At 57.5% G+C, this 15,573-nt stretch carries 7 protein-coding genes and 2 pseudogenes; 4 read left to right on the top strand and 5 right to left on the bottom strand.

All coding sequences use genetic code 11. The features are described 5' to 3' along the window. Positions 1-47: 47 nt before the first annotated feature. Positions 48-437: pseudogene (locus V7730_RS16055) on the top strand (DDE-type integrase/transposase/recombinase); the annotation flags it as partial. Positions 438-724: 287 nt separating this feature from the next. After that, positions 725-4,693, top strand: coding sequence for a hypothetical protein (locus V7730_RS16050; RefSeq protein ID WP_335748611.1), 3,969 nt, complete (start codon positions 725-727; stop codon positions 4,691-4,693). Position 4,694: 1 nt separating this feature from the next. Here V7730_RS16050 and V7730_RS16045 read toward each other — a convergent pair whose 3' ends face one another. From V7730_RS16045 to V7730_RS16025, 5 genes are read right to left on the bottom strand one after another with little or no spacing between them, the layout of a single operon-like run. Next, positions 4,695-5,672, bottom strand: coding sequence for an NAD-dependent epimerase/dehydratase family protein (locus V7730_RS16045; protein ID WP_335748610.1), 978 nt, complete (start codon positions 5,670-5,672; stop codon positions 4,695-4,697). A gap of 9 nt (positions 5,673-5,681) precedes the next feature. Beyond that, positions 5,682-8,981, bottom strand: a complete 3,300-nt coding sequence (locus V7730_RS16040) for an AAA family ATPase (protein ID WP_335748609.1) — start codon at positions 8,979-8,981, stop codon at positions 5,682-5,684. A gap of 47 nt (positions 8,982-9,028) precedes the next feature. Continuing rightward, entirely contained in the window at positions 9,029-10,066 is a 1,038-nt protein-coding gene (locus V7730_RS16035; protein WP_335748608.1) for a polyprenyl synthetase family protein, read from the bottom strand. Beyond that, positions 10,056-10,838: a hypothetical protein gene (locus V7730_RS16030; protein ID WP_335748607.1), complete on the bottom strand. Its 783-nt coding sequence runs from the start codon at positions 10,836-10,838 to the stop codon at positions 10,056-10,058. The genes V7730_RS16035 and V7730_RS16030 overlap by 11 nt, the downstream gene beginning before the upstream one ends. A gap of 27 nt (positions 10,839-10,865) precedes the next feature. Continuing rightward, a complete protein-coding gene (locus V7730_RS16025; RefSeq protein ID WP_335748606.1) occupies positions 10,866-12,989 on the bottom strand; it encodes an FAD-dependent oxidoreductase in 2,124 nt (707 codons plus the stop codon). Between the two features lie 265 nt (positions 12,990-13,254). On the opposite strand from V7730_RS16025, the pseudogene V7730_RS16020 reads away from it, so the two are divergent. After that, positions 13,255-13,962 (top strand): annotated as a pseudogene (locus V7730_RS16020) (IS6 family transposase). A gap of 202 nt (positions 13,963-14,164) precedes the next feature. Continuing rightward, entirely contained in the window at positions 14,165-15,568 is a 1,404-nt protein-coding gene (locus V7730_RS16015; RefSeq protein WP_335748605.1) for an amidase, read from the top strand. The last annotated feature ends 5 nt before the right edge of the window (positions 15,569-15,573 follow it).

Here is a 15,573-nt window from a genome sequence, read left to right as displayed (position 1 = left end):
ATGCATCTTAGCCAAGCCGCAAAACTGTCCTAAAAAGCAGGACCACTTCACTGGAAGGCTTTGTCACAAAGCGCCGTGATCGAAAGGCAGCATTGAAATTCTTACTAAAAACAATGAAACGTCATGGTCGACCACATATCTTCGTCACCGACAAGTTGCGTTCCTACGGCGCGGCGATGAAGGAGATCGGCAACGCTGATCGGCAAGAAACCGGCCGCTGGAAAAACAACAGGGCTGAGAATTCACACCAGCCATTTCGAAGGCGAGAACGGGCTATGCTTCGCTTTAGACGGATGCGAACTTTACAGAAATTCGCTGCCGTTCACGGCTCAGTCCACAACCATTTCAACGCGGAGCGCCACCTTTACATCCGATCAAATTTCAAGCTGAACCGCGCCGCTGCTCTTACCGAGTGGCGCGGTCTCTGCGCAGCCTGACAGATTGAGGTTGCCGGAGAACTGAGACTGGTTCGTATTCGTCTGACAGCACCTTTTTGAACATTACCCGCGCAGAACCGTCCCAGTTACAGGCGGTGTTGTCGATCCCAGCGCTGGGTGACATGAGAGTTGCCGATGTCCGCAAAGTCCATGTGGTAGACTTGGTGGAGGAGAAGGCAGTCAGCACGACAACCCGATGTGTAAGGCCGGATCGCTACTCACTTGTTAGACTCGCCTAACCTCTGTAGACTTTCGGGAAGGATCCCAGGCTGCTCTGGAGGGTGACAATGGTGACAATTCCATTCAACAACGCGCGTGGGGCGGCCAGTTCGCTGCAGATGAGCCCGCCTTTTGCCTTCAACGATGTCACAATGTCGGTCTTTCCATTGCGTGCGAGCCTTCCGGCGCTTGAAACATTCTGCCGGAACTACCTCAATCAGGTGCCGAATCTGCTACAATTCAGCCCGTTTCTGCCCTTCGTCTATCTGGTCATTCTCGATTATGGTCGAATGTCGCTTGAGGCGGCGAACATGGGATGGGTGTCGCAACGCGAAGTCGCCTTTGGCATCCCGCTGCGCTGGCTCAATGCTCAAAAGGGCGGACTGAAATTCCACGACTGGGCGTTTTCTTCCCCCTTCATTTTTGTAGATAACGAAATGTCGATGAGTACCGGACGCGAAGTTTATGGGTGGCCAAAACTGCTTGCGAGGCTGGACCCTTCTGTTAGCGAATGGGTGCGGGACCCACATGGGGCGCGGCGGGTGTTTCAGGTCAGTACGCAGCAGGCCAATGAGGCGTTTGCCGGTGAGACACAGGAATACCGCAGCTTCATGTCGGTCTATCAACATCGGACGGCCGGATTGCTTGATGTACCGCCAAGCCTGGATGCGCTCGTCAAGCCGCTGGCTCAGATGTCTCAGGCGGCGGCGGGTATGACCCGTTTGAGCATGGACATCGCCCGAACCGTTACGGGCATGGCCAGCGATGGCATCACGGGATCATCGCTACTGCCCAACATGCTGGACATGAAGACATTCAAGGAACAACTTGAACCATCGCGCTTGATCAAGTGGCGGGACCCCAAAGCCTGGGGTCCGGGATTGAAGGATGTCCTGTGGTCCCTTTTTCCACGAGCCTATGCAAATACCATAAATTTCAAACAGTTCCGTGATGCAAGAGATCCGTTTGCAACGTGCTATCAGGCCATTACATCGGCCAAGATGCCGGTAACCAATGTAAAGGCAGGTGGCTTTCTGGGCCCGCAGAACATGCTTTTGGGTCAACTGGATGGCGGCTTTCGGATCGACGTGCATCATCTGGCAGGACTGCCGATCGTGCAATCACTTGGTCTGGAAGTGACAGAAGAACGTGAGATCGGCGGAGCACGGGTTTCCTCCTTGGCGCCGGTCGCCCCGTTCTGGGTCAAGGTTGATATGACATATGGGCTGGCCGATACCCTGATCTGGCGGGCGCGGTCCGGAGCGTGGCAACAGAGCGAAGAGTTCACTTTGCTGCGCAAGAAAGCAGAGGCGCAACAGCAGGCCAAGAAGCAAGCCGCACCCGACGCACCGCCGCCTGATCCCGGTCCTCAAACACCTTCCGAAAACACGCAATCGCCCCTCGAAGAGGTGCCACCAACCACTGCTATTCATACGGCAAGTGAAGAAACGGAGCCGCTTGGGGATGTCGATCTCGAAGACAGCATGCGCCTTGACTACATCCGGGCAATGAACTTTTTCAACACTGCCCGCGGCGGCAGCGAGGCGATCGGGGGGGCATTCTACATGCCGGACGCGTCGGTTCGGGTCTTGCCGCTCAAGGCAGATCCTGCGGCGCTACAGGATTTCGTGAGCAACTATTTGCGGGTTCGAGGACACATGCGCTTCGACGCCTGGGGCGATTTCGTATATCTCGTGATCTGCGACTTCGACCAAGTCAATTCCGAAGTCAACGCCATCGCCAAGCGCCGCGCGCGGGAGGTGAACATGCTGGTCCCGGTCAAGGCCTATGATTGGTACGCGGACGATGCCTTTCCCGAAAATTACCGAGACGAGTCAAGAGACGAGGATGCCCAGATGCGCGCAGCGCGGGGCGAAAAGCACCTTGTGACCACCGGGTTTGTTTCTGCATTTTCCTATGTGGATGATGCAGCAACGGCGATCACCGCAAGCGAAGTGTCCGGCATTCCGTCCATGGGCTCGCGCATTCTGTCGCCGTCGAACGATTGGATATCCTCTGATCCCAGCAAAAAAGAAGCGCATCATGATCTTCTTACAACAAGCGCGCAGGTTCTGCCCGCGCTGATGGTGGGCGCCGAGGCACAGGAGCGCGACCTCATTCGGCTGCACACCCATGCTCCCCAGCAACGCGATGTTCCAGAAACCCAGCGCGAAAGCGTCGGCCGGTGGATTCGACTGTTGGCTGACGATCTGGAAGAAAAGAAGCGCGAGTCAATAATCTTTAAGGAGGACCGTCAGGGGGATCATTTTGCTGTTAGTATTGACGCTCCTTCTGAAGAGACCCATGAGGATCCCCTTGAAGACAGTTCTGAAAGCGCTTCCAACGATTCCGTCGAAGACAGCGCCGAGGCAACGGTTCTTGATGGCCTCCCCAAAAAAGATCCGTCCCCGTTCAATGTCGGGCAGGGCTTTGCGCTGCAAATTCTGGGTGGAGAGCGGTCACTCAATCAGTTCGCGCTGAAACAGTTTCGCGACAGCCGCCACACGACGGACGCCTGTTATCAGGGCCTTGTTACGCGCCAGCACCGGATCGATAAACTGCGCGACATGCGCGAGATCGAGGTGCCCGTGCATATCTCGATTACCGATTACCCCACCCAGCCCATCTGCAAGTTACTCGGTCTGATCCCGAAATTCACCTATCCGGGCAAAGATCGGCTCGTGAACGTGTTCGAGGCGATCCGGCCATTTTCTCTGCATGCCGATGTTCATCGCGGCTCCGGCTCCACCCTGTATGAGCGGGTCGGCAGTCGCACGTGGAAAAAGGTGGACACGTTCGCTGAGGTATTTGGGTGGCGCACGGCCAAGCAAGGTGAGGCGGGATGGCTTGTCGAGCGAGCCGCCGCAGGGCTCGCGCCGGATGACATTGAGCTTTGTTATTGCCTAAAGAGAGATGGGGTATCGACACCATTGATCGTCCAGTCCGGTGTGGTGGGTGCCGAGTATCTTCTGGGTGACTTCGCGCATCAGCTTGAAACAGGTGATATAAGCAACCTGATGATAAAGGACCGGTGCACGGGTGATGAAGTGGGTATGGTTGCCGATCCGAAATTTTTTAAAAGTCAGACCTCCAATGGCATGCTGGATATCTCGGCCTGGATTGCGGAAATGGGTTTGGCGCGCAAGGAAGCCCGGATGACGCAAGCCAAGGCGGCGCGCAAAATCGAATGGATCAGTCCGGCGACAGTTCTGGATTCGGTCTTGTCACGTCAGTGGGGCCATGCGCCCGGTTCGGCACGGTATAAATACTGCAAGCCCGATTTCTGCTTGCCAAGATCGACCGTGCCCACTCCTTTCGCAAAGCTGCTTTTCCCGTCATCCGAACTGCAGCACGCCTTCTGGCCGCACAGTGTTGACCTTTCCCGCTACCGCGGCCAGCGCCGTCAGATTGAGACACTGGCGCTGAAATCAGAGATTTGGCACATGCTGCGGCAATTTGCGCAGGTATCCATGCGCGCCAGATCGGCGAAATCATGGACAGAAGAAAGCTATGACGTGGAAGACTTCGTGGCCTCGCAGATTGAAAAGATGGGCCGCGCGTTCACAGAACATGAGCGTGAGGCCATGTCCACATTCACACGCGAATACGTTGGCCAGGGGGATCAGTCGCTTGAAGATATCGCGAGGTTCATCGAAACGCTGGCCAAGTCATTGCTGCCCGAACCCTTCCGGGAGGAAAACACGCGACAGGATTTTGCGAAGCCTGATGAAAACGGCTTCGAGCGGCATGTCGCTTCATCGTCTGACCTGTTGTTGCTGATCACCGCGTTGGAGCGTCTTCAAGTGATTTTGACGCAGCAGAAGGGCCTCAACGATCGCTCCGTAGTATTCTTCGATTGGGCCTTTTCAGATCTGGCGACGCAAGCAAAAGAAAACCAAGAGAAAATGTCGGAATTGGAAACGGCGCAAAGTGATTTTTCCGGCGGTAATGAACTCATCAATCCGCAGGTGCTCTTGCGCGCACGTCTGGCCAAGTTGATGACCGGAGGTCTGCTGCCGGACGAAGATGTGACCTAAATCAGCATCGCCCAAGTCTTTGATACCAAGCAATGCTGTCTGCAAGAGTGTCGTCGAGGGGGCGCGGCTTGCCCTTGTGAGCCAGTTGTTCCGGACTTGGTTCCGCCGCATAACTGGCGGCAACCAGCATCGTCGGCAAACTTGGCCATGGCGTCTTGCGCCCCGTAAATGCCAGCGTTGCTTCAAGAGAGTAAAGGGCTGCTGTTCCCATAAGGGCATCTGTAGAAAAACGGGGTGCCTTGACGCCAGCCATCTCGCAGCATCGCCGAGCAAGCGCGTCCACTCGCAGGCTATGTCCGAACACAGGGACCGGGGGAAGGGGGGCAGACGATTTTGCCAGTTCGAAGGCGCACTGGGCCAAGTCGCGCACATCGACGATATTGATGGTGTGCTTCGTCAGGGCATGCACTTTGCCGGCCAGCAGGCTTGGGATAAACGCCTGATCTTGCGGTTTTAGATCGAAAGGTCCGAGACAGGTGGCCGGATTGACCACAATCCCCTCAAGATCACCCTTGGCCAGAGCTAGCAAAACCTCACGTTCAACATTTTTCTTGAGCTTGAAATAGCCCTGTAGCCTGTTCAATATGGCGTTTGTGATCCCGTTGCGCGGCGAGGGCAGGGTGGTGAAGGACGAAATCAGAATGAATTTGGCCCGCATCGCGGTACTCGCTGCGATGATCCGTCGGACGCGGGCAACGGCGGGCCCGTTTGGGTCCATTTCCTTCGAATCCGCCAGCCAGACCGGATAGGGCGTAGCGGCATCGACCACGATATCAGGGGCGATCTGCCTCATCCAGTATTCGATTACACCCGCAATCAGATCATCGCCTGAAGAGATGGCAATGCCGGTCCCTTCCAGATTTACCCTTGGTCCCGGATGGCGACAGGTCGCCAGAACCTCGTGTCCAGCAAGCGCGAATTGGCGCGCGATCGCTGATCCGATGTGGCCGGTGCCCCCCAGAACCAGAACCCGCGCCATGGGTATCGTCTAGCTTAGCGACGCAAGGAGGTCTTGCGCCTGATCGAGATGCGGAAAGGGTGCCGACGTGGAGATACTGGAAATCCCCAGCCGCAGGATGTCCGCCGCCTCCGGCCGCTTTCCCTGTGTGACGAACAACTGCGCGAGAACATACGCGGCGCGGAACCGGAAGAAATGCGCATGCGACGCCTCTGCAGTCGTAATCGCGTCGCGCAGGCAGGCTTCGGCTTGGGCGGTGTCGGCATTATCCAGCAAGAGCGCCGTGGCCTTCAGCCGCAACACATCCGCCAGATAAAAGCTTTCAAGTCCTGACTTCGCAAGGTCCAGTGCCTTGCCGGCCGCCGCGAGTGCCTCTGTGCGCTGCCCCAGAGCAATATGCGCCCCGATCAAATATGTTCGCCAGTAGGCCTGTGGGTTGCGTTGACCAATCGTATCGAAAAACGCCAGACTGCTTTCGATATGCGCAATGCCTTCGGGCTTGCCCTGATTGGCAAGCACCCAGCCCAGGCCGATCTGCCCTGCGCAGGCCCAGTAGGGATACCCCTGACTCGATGCGATCTCCACAACCCTTGGCGCGAGGTCTGCCACCCCGTCGAGGTCCCCGAGCTGGTGTTGGCGCCCCATGCGGAAAGCAATCGAGCGGACCTGCGCGTTCTTGTTGTTGAGATCATTCGCCATTTTCTGGGCCTGCTCGAGATACGCACCCGATTTTCCCACATCGCCCTGTATGACGTAGAGCCATTGCAGATAGCAGATCGAAAACTCACCGAGGTTATCATGGAACTGTTCCACCATCGGCCCATGCTGATCTTCAGTATAAAGATCCAGCGCAGCTTTGAAACAGCTTTCGGATTCCAGAAATTGACCCTGAAAAAAGCGCGACACACCGGCGGAGAAATGTGCCGCGATTGCCCAAGAGGGAACCTGCGACGCACCGAAAGTGTCCAACAATTCAGCCGCAAGGGCGATCGCGGCCTCTTTGTTCGAGCGCGATGCCTCGACTGTGAACAACCCATAAAGACACAGGCAATAGATCGGACTGTCGCCCAACTCGATACAAAGCGCCCGCGCCCGAGCGAAGGCGTCGAAGACTTCTGGTGCTGCAAAACCCCTCGTTGCCATCAGCGCGCCGCCCAGAAGGGCGCGCAATAGCACCTCTTCATGATCGCGCTCCTTGGAATGGGGGAGCGTCTCAATAAGCTCCAGAGCCATCAGGTAATGGTTTGTTGCCTCCACCTGCGCAGCACGGGACGTGGCTTTTTTTCCAGCGATCACAAGGAACTTTATCGCCAGGTCCGCTTGTCCTGCCCCAGCGTAATGGCGTGCCAGCGTTTCCGGCTCGGTTTCCTGCATGCTCGGATAGTCGCGGTTCAAAAGTTCGGCGATCTTACCATGCAACTCCCGGCGCTTGCTTCGCAACACCCCCTCATAGGCGGCTTGTTGCACCAGCGCGTGACGGAACCGAAGAACATCGGACTGAGGCGCGTTTTCCTCTTCGATGATCTTAGCGTCAATCGGCTCCTCGACCGCGTCAGAAAAGCTCCGTTCGTTGATCTGAAGGATCTCCCTCAGGAGCGATTTTGCGAACCGCCTCCCGATGATGGACGCCATGTCGATCAACGGTTTGCTGGTGGTTAGCCTGTCAAGCCGTTCCGCCAGAGAATCCCTGAGCGTGACCGGTACTTTCACCGAGGCGAACCCGCCTATATTGGACTGTGCGATGACCGAGCGGGTCAACTCTTCGGCATAGAGCGGCACACCATCGGCATTCTCGCATATTCTGCGCACGATGTTCTCGGGCAGGACGCGCGGGCTCGCGATCAAGGAAATAATCTGCCGGGTCTCGTTCTCGCTCAGCTTGCCCAAGCGCAGATGCGTGACGTGCGCCTGCTCGGACCCGCCGATGTCCGACTGCGGGCGCTGCATGACCAGAAGCATGATCGGGTTACTTGCAATGGCCTGTTCGACGCAGAGGGCGAAAAACTCCCGCGTGGAGGGATCGGCCCAATGCATGTCCTCAACGATCACAAGGACAGGGCTATGGGTCGAAAGCTCGATCAACTGGGCAAGCAAGACGGCAAAGGTTTCGCTCTTGCGCTGCACGGGCGTCATGTCGAGCGGCGGGTAGAAGTCTCCGGTATCAACGGACAGCAAGTCTGCGATCAGCGGGACTGCCCTTTCGGTCTGGTGCGGAAAGAAGCTGGCCAGTTTCGCAATGACCGTTTCGACATCCTCGTTCTCCTCAAGACCAAACGCGCGCTGAAGACTGGAGCGGATCGGGAAAAGAGCGCTGTTCTCGAAGAAGGGCGCACAATGGTAACGGATCGTGTTGCAGGAACCGTCAGCCGCGATTTTCTGGCGAAACGCGCCCAGAAGGCATGTCTTGCCGATGCCAGGCTCTCCCGTCACCACGGCAACCTGTCCCTGTCCTGAGCGCGTCAGTCCCCAAAGCGACTGCAGTTTCTCGAGTTCGGCCTCACGGCCCCGAACGGCTCTTTCTTCGACGGGTTTGTCTGGTTCAGCCCTGTCGATCGCGTCTCTCAGGGTGTTCACCTGCCAGATGTCGGTCACGTCGGTGAAACCGCGCAACCGGCGGGACTCGAGCGGGGCCAGATCAGCGATCTGTTCAATCAGTTTTTTGGTGGAGCCACCGACGACCACCGCATTTACCGGTGCTTCATCTTGCAGGCGGGCCGCAAGGTTCATTGTGTCCCCAACCAGCGAAGATGTATCCTTGACCTGCCCACGTACGAGGACCCGGCCGGTCGCAATGCCGATGCGGGACTTGAGCGATACGCCTCCGTCAAACTGAAGGCCCGGCAGCGTGCGTGAAATCTCAAGCCCTGCCGAAACGCAGCGTTCCGCATCGTTTTCATGCGCCCGCGGATAGCCAAAGCAAGCGACAATACCATCGCCCGCAGAGCCGAGCGCAAGCCCGCCCCAGGATTCGATAATCCTCGTACACGTGCCAAGATACCGTTCGAGAACAACGGCCATATCCTCGGCATCAATCGACGCGGAAAGTCCGGTTGAATTGACAAGGTCGCAGAACAGGATCGTGATCTGGCGGCGCGTCGCCGCCGCAGCTGCGTCGCTGGATTTCACCGGACCAGAAACGAAAGAATTCATCGCTTGGTTAAACGCCTTGCGGTGCCCGATGCTGAAGCCAATCTCTCTGAGATCATCGTCGGTCAAGTGCTCCAGTGCGCGCAAATCAATATCCTGCGCCAGCATCGCCTCACCGTAACGGGCAAGGCCATGCTGCTCCAGCCAGTCACTCAGGTCGCTATTCTCTGGTTCTTGTTCCATTCCACGTGCTTTCCAAGTTTTATGTCGCAAGATTGCTCATGCTTGATCTAGTGGTTGCGTTGAAACGTCCATGTGATCAAATTCCGGATGAAGGTCTTGTCGCGAGTGTCGGGCATGTCACCGAAAATCTGATCGAATTCTTGCAGGGCGGCCCCCGCCAACCCATGCGCAAACATTCGCGCTTTTTCGATCGCGCGGGTTTCGCACATCTTGTCCAGAAGCCATGCAACATCTTCCTCGCTGCGTTCTGCGCGGGTCTGGGACAGAAAACGCGACAACCGCAATTGGTCCTGTGGCCGCAGCTGTGCTGCGACATCAATCAGCATCAGCGTCCATTTGCCTTCCCAAAGGTCTCCGCACCCTTCCTTGCCATAAGCTGGGTCGCAGGTAAGATTGAGGACGTCGTCGTGGATCTGAAAAGCGGCCCCGAAGAAAAATCCGAAGCGGATGAAGGCATCCGGTGGGATGTTTCTGCCTTGCGGTGCCAGCCGCGCGCCCACGCGGCATGGAAAAATCGCCGCGAGCCAGCAGGTCTTTTTCAGGACCATCTCGAGATACTGGTCGCGTGTTGGGCGGCTTGCAGCATTGCTGCGCCAGCCAAGTTCAAACGCTTGGCCTTCTGCACTTTCACGCGCCATACGCTCCATATCCTCGATGATCTGCAAGATGCGCAGCGGGCGCAAGGCAAGCGCGTTTTCGATGATCGGGCGCAGGCTGAACATCGCAAGAGCGTCACCGGCATTGAGCGCGATCGGTACACCGTGCAGCGCATGCAGCGTTGGCTTGCCGCGGCGCTCTTCGCTTTCATCCTCGATATCGTCATGAATGAGCAAGGCGTTGTGCACCATTTCTATCCCTGCAGCGGCAGCGACGACGTCTTCGGGTTTGGCGCCAAATACACAGGCGGTTGCAATGCACAGGCTTGAACGCATCATCTTGCCACCGCGCTGCGGATAGTCAGCTATTGGATCATATAGAAAATCCTTCGGTTCACCCTTCGGCAAATGCTGCAAGAGGGCGTCTCGCGTCAGAGCGCCATATTCTTCCAGCACCGGGACAACCGTATCGATGACATCAAAATTCACTTTTGACCGGACCTTCCTCGTCGTCGAACAGGCGCAGGCTCAGGGCACCTGCAGGGCTCATGCTGGCCGCGTCGAGCAAGAGGGCGTAATATCGACCCGGCGTTGCATCGGCTGGCACCAGCACATGCAATATCCCTGCCTGACCACCTTGGCCCTGCGTGAAGCTGACGCCGCTGACGCGTGCAGAGATCTCGGCATCGCTCGAAACCAGCGGCTGAGGCAGGACATTTGAGACGGAGCGAAACATGTCGAGGCGCGTTTCCACGCGGCGCGCGCAATCAAGCACAAGCGCAATTGACGCCGGCGGCTTTTCGTGGGCGGCAGGGGCTGTCGTTTCGGGGGCGGCTGGCTTGCCCTCCGTGATCTGCCCTGCAATCGCCTGAGCGACTTCCATCCAGACCGCCGCCAGATCGGAATAGGCGCTTGTCAGATTGCCGAGCAGGTTCCCCGCGTCCTTTTGTCGGGTAATCCCGCGCAGAACACTGGCCCCTAATGATTGCGCTGTCTGCTGGCCCTCAAGGATATGTGCATCTGCCACTTTGGAGGCCGCACGCACGCCTTCACTGATGAAGTCGGCCGCGTCACGCGTCACCCCCTCCTCGGGCGGATCCGCTTGATGGCCGGGCGTAAGTGGGTGCGATCCCTGAACTGTGGACGGTTCCAAAGGACTGGCCATGGTCGTACCATCTTTCTGGATGAGCGCGCCAAGAATGCCGCGATGAGGTTTGGTGCGTTCAGGGACTGGGCGGCGAAGACGGTCAGGTTCTTGCATCAGAGCTCACATATACTGGGCGCGGGTTCATGGGTGGTCATAGCCGATGATGTGGTGGAGTTTAGGATAGCCACTCAGCGCGCTTGCCGCGAGCAGACCGGACATGACAGCGGCCTCCACGCAGCCGGCCTGATGGCCACAGTCCGTCCAGTCACCTGCGATCGTGAAATTGTCAAAGCGGATATCAAGCGGCGAAATGCGGTATTGCAGCGTATCTGGAAGAGACAGCACATAGCGCTCTGTCGGGCTCGTATTGGCGGTCCAGAACTGGCTCTCGAACCGCTTTGGTCCGGTCGCATCAGCCCCACCGCTCAGCAGTTCCCAGCGAAACCCGTCTTCGTTGACGGCCTTTGGCCAAAAATGCCCGACGTCGCGGTCAAGATAGCGCTTGGCATTTTCCTTTACTGTCTGATCGGCGTTTTCATCGATCAGGGCATCTGGAAGCACACTGCAGAAATAGGCGATGGCGGCGGGATCGCGCGCCCAATTCTCGCGGGGGATCAACTGGCGCATGTCAGCCCAGGTATCGAACGGCTCGACGTAGCCAGAGATGTTGATGGGCGGGCCAATCCAGCCAAGGTCATTAATCGGTTCATCCAGCCAGACCTGAAACGCTTGTGTGGCAACCGTCTTGACGCCGTCACTCATACGCCGCCATTTCGGTTCGGCATCGATCAGTTCGCGACAGAGCGTTGGCACCGCTCCGAACCCTACCGCCAGAACCGCATAGTCGAAATCTTCGGTGACCTTCAGATGTTTGCTGCCGATGGATCGGCTGTCGCCCTCGTGTTCCGGATTCCAATTGTTCTTGCGCAACTGCCCGCCGTCCGCGAGTTGGTCATAAAGCGGCAGGCTTGGCCAACAGGGTAGGCCCTTTACATCAACCAGCGGCGCATAGGGTTTGTCCTGCTTGGTTTTGGCCTGGACCGTGAAGTCCAGCGTCTCCACATGTGTCTTGCTCGCGTCAAGCCCGACGTTCTCCAGCCTGTGAAAGAATTCAAAACGCACGCCACGATTTTGCAAGACTTCATAGGCTGGGGCAAAGACGATATCCCCCATGCCGGCCTGCATTTTCCAGAAAAGCGCACCGCGATAGGTGAAAAACATGCGCATGGCCCCGCGCAGAGCCTGCCCGGCCGCAAGCCTCGGTTTGCCGACATCACCATCCTCAAAGGCAAAAAGCAGATCGTAGGAGCCGCGGATGAACGCACTGTCGAGCGTAGCAGGACGCGCTCCGTGCCGGGCAAGCCATTCACACCAGTCATATTTGTCAATGGCTTCAAATCCTTGCGGCGAGAACAGGAGCCCTTCGCGAAGCACACCACGCACAATAGCCAGTACGACGTCAACGATTTCCCAGATTCTGCGCAACTCCTTGTCGGAGGCAATCAGCAGGTCAAACTGATGTTGAAGCGTTGCCGCGATCTTGTCGAGCAAGGTAGCAGCGGTGTTGTCGTCCCTGGGTTTGCTGGTAACGTTAATCGCACGTTGAAGTGCACTCACAGCCTCCAGAAGAACGGCACCAAGTGCCATCTGTCCATAACCCGCAGACCGGGCCGCAAAACCACTCTTGTCCTGCCGCAACGAGGAAGCCAGACTGCTGACAAGCGCCGTCAGAGCCGCCGGAAGCCCTTCGTTTGCGGCGCGTGGATCCGGACCGACGCTGCGATCCTGAACGCTTTGGATCAACGTGCGCAGCAGTCTAAGACATTGTGCGACATATCCGCGGATCGAGAACGGATTGCGGTCCGACAGGGGATCGCCGGGCAGACCTGCGGCAGGCGGGAAATAGGCGGACCAGTTGTCCCATTGACTGCCGACAACCCGTTCGGTGACGCCGACATAATTGTCGGGCACGAAAGCATCCTGCCATGTTCGGATCGGGTGGCCTTCGGGACGGCGCAGTTCCGAATAACAATCGCGTATCATGCGAAAGGCGTTTTCGTAAAAGCCCATCCAGAGATGAAGCCCATGTTCTTCGATGCGTCCGGTCTCTACATCCCTGCCGGACGCGCCTTTGCCACCAAGACGCCAGCCCATCTGGTAGATGGTCACTTCAAATGCGCCGCCGCGTTCAGGGCGTGTCAATTCTAATGCTGTGGAAATACCCGCGCAGCCACCACCTATGATGGCAATTTTCTTTTTTCGCATCGTTTCCATATTGACCCCTCGTAAAAAAGTATACCACGGCTCGAAAGGTTAACAATACAGTTTTGACAGGTTCTTGAAACGTTCAGCGGCTCTAGGCAAAACATGGGAAGGGCGTCTGCTGGACTCAACCTTACAAAACGAGGCTGCGATTTGAGTGGGGGATACCATTGTGTTCAATCTGAGCCTCCCCCTTTGAAGTGGTCCGCCCGGCTCTGTCAGAGCAAAATAGGTTGAGGCGGGGAGGGTGAGAAATTAGCGTCGCGGGATGACAAAACACTCCCCCTTTCGCTACTTCAAGACTAGCCCAGAGATCATCCGTCTTGCCATCATGATGTATGTTCGGTTTCCGCTTTCGCTTAGGAACGTGGAAGATATTTTGCATGAACGCGGTATCGACATCAGCCACGAAACGGTTCGATTTTGGTGGAACTGATTTGGGCCGCTGTTTGCAGCTGAAATTCGCAGAAAAATGGTCAGCCAGATGTGCGCATATTCGAACTGGCAATGGCATCTGGACGAGGTATTCGTGAAGATTAACGGCGAGAGCCACTATCTTTGGCGGGCTGTGGATCACGAAGGGGAAGTCCTGGAAAGCTTTGTCACAAAGCGCCGTGATCGCAAGGCAGCGTTGAAATTCCTTAGGAAAACAATGAAACGTCATGGACGCGCACATATTGTTGTCACCGACAAGCTACGTTCCTACGGTGTGGCGCTGAAGGTCATCGGCAATGTGGACAAACAGGAAACCGGCCGTTGGCTCAACAATCGAGCCGAAAATTCACACCAGCCATTTGGACGAAGAGAGCGGGCCATGCTTCGCTTCAGGCGGATGCGAACCCTGCAGAAGTTCGTCGCCGTTCACGCCTCAGTCCACAACCATTTCAACGCGGAGCGGCACCTTTACAGGCGATCAAATTTCAAACTGAACCGCGCCGCCGCCCTTAGCGAGTGGCGTCAACTTTGTTCAGCATAGGTTCCGGCGTTTGGCGGCCCACTGAGACTGGTTCGCATTCGTCTGACACCACACTCTGATCTGCGCAATCGTGAGAGGTCTGGCAGCCGGCGGGGGCAAAATTGAATCTATCTGTTGCTTTTGGGATTTAGCGGATGATTAAATGAGGGACAGAGTTCGATAGAGTATCACTCGACGACCATTCAGAAAGAGGCAGGTAGACATGGCATTACCACCGCTCCATTTCAAAAGCCTGGCGGACATCAGCGCGATGATCCGGCATGGTCATGTGACGTCGCTCGACGTGACCCAAGCGATGTTTGCGCGCATCAGGGCGGTCGATCCGCAGATCAACGGCTATGCTCATCTGTGCGAGGAGCGTGCTCAGGCGCAGGCCCGTGCGGCGGATTTTGAAATCGCCAGCGGCATCACGCGCGGCGCGCTGCACGGGGTGCCCATCGCAGTCAAGGATTTGTGTTATACCACCTATGCGCCGACCCGTGCGGGCACAATAATTTATAAAGGGTTCATGGCACCGCACAACGCGACGGTCGTTGATCGCCTCGAGATGGCGGGCGCCGTGATCTTGGGTAAACTGTCGATGACCGAAGGCGCCTATACTGGCCACCACCCCACCGTCCCCGTCCCCCTCAATCCATGGAGTGCGGCACACTGGGTCGGCTCCTCCTCCAGCGGTTCTGGTGCTGCGACTGCCGCAGGCCTGTGCTTTGCCTCCCTGGGCAGCGATACCGGCGGCTCGATCCGCTACCCCTGTGCCGCGACGGGCCTGACAGGAATCAAGCCCACGTGGGGACGGGTGAGCAGGCACGGGGTGTTTGCGCTGGCCGAGACGCTGGACCATATCGGCCCTATGGCGCGTTCGGCGGCGGATTGTGCGGCGATTTTGCAGGCGATTGCGGGCTGGGATGCCCATGACCCCACCTCGCTGGATGTGCCGGTGCCGGACTATTCCTCCGCGCTCCATACCGGGGTCCGCGACATGCGCATCGGCATCGACCGCGCCTATTGCTTTGACGGGGTGGACCGCGAGGTGGCTGTCGCCCTGGAGGCGGCATTAGAGACCTATGAGAGGCTGGGCGCACGCCTCGTCGAGGTTCAGATGCCGCCCCATGCCGATCTGGTCGCACAGTGGATCAGGATGTGCGCCGTCGAAACTGCGCTGGCACATGTCGACACCTATCCTGCGCGTGCCGCTGACTATGGCCCCGATCTGGCGCAGCTGATCGACGAAGGGCAGGCCACCACTGGCATGCAGGCCGCAGCGGGGCAGCATCTTCGGGTGGCTTTCACCAATGCGCTGGCGAGCATGATGAAAACCGTGGATTGCATGATCTGCCCTACCATGACCAAACGCACGCCGCGTCTGTCCCAGATGGACGACTACGGCAGCGACCGCGAGGTGCTGCTGTCGATCATGCGGTATACAGCGCCCTCTGATTTCTCGGGCAGCCCTACCATCACCCTGCCCAACGGGATTGACAGCGATGGCATGCCGCTCAGCATGCAACTCGTCGGACCGCATCTGGGCGAGGCCGCACTCATCCGCGCAGCTGCTGCTTATCAAGGTGTGACGGACTGGCATCGCCAGCAGCCGGACATAGATTAAAACCG

This window comes from Sulfitobacter sp., from assembly GCF_036961165.1.
In the GTDB taxonomy this organism is placed as follows: domain Bacteria; phylum Pseudomonadota; class Alphaproteobacteria; order Rhodobacterales; family Rhodobacteraceae; genus Sulfitobacter.
The sequence above is the reverse complement of the archived record's forward strand: the minus strand, read 5'-3'. Positions and strand labels throughout refer to the sequence as shown.

Excerpts from the sequence above, each read along its gene's own strand:
- V7730_RS16050 (WP_335748611.1), top strand. The coding sequence starts at position 725 with ATGGTGACAATTCCATTCAACAACGCGCGTGGGGCGGCCAGTTCGCTG.
- V7730_RS16045 (WP_335748610.1), bottom strand. The coding sequence starts at position 5,672 with ATGGCGCGGGTTCTGGTTCTGGGGGGCACCGGCCACATCGGATCAGCG.
- V7730_RS16040 (WP_335748609.1), bottom strand. The coding sequence starts at position 8,981 with ATGGAACAAGAACCAGAGAATAGCGACCTGAGTGACTGGCTGGAGCAG.
- V7730_RS16030 (WP_335748607.1), bottom strand. The coding sequence starts at position 10,838 with ATGCAAGAACCTGACCGTCTTCGCCGCCCAGTCCCTGAACGCACCAAA.
- V7730_RS16025 (WP_335748606.1), bottom strand. The coding sequence starts at position 12,989 with ATGCGAAAAAAGAAAATTGCCATCATAGGTGGTGGCTGCGCGGGTATT.
- V7730_RS16015 (WP_335748605.1), top strand. The coding sequence starts at position 14,165 with ATGGCATTACCACCGCTCCATTTCAAAAGCCTGGCGGACATCAGCGCG.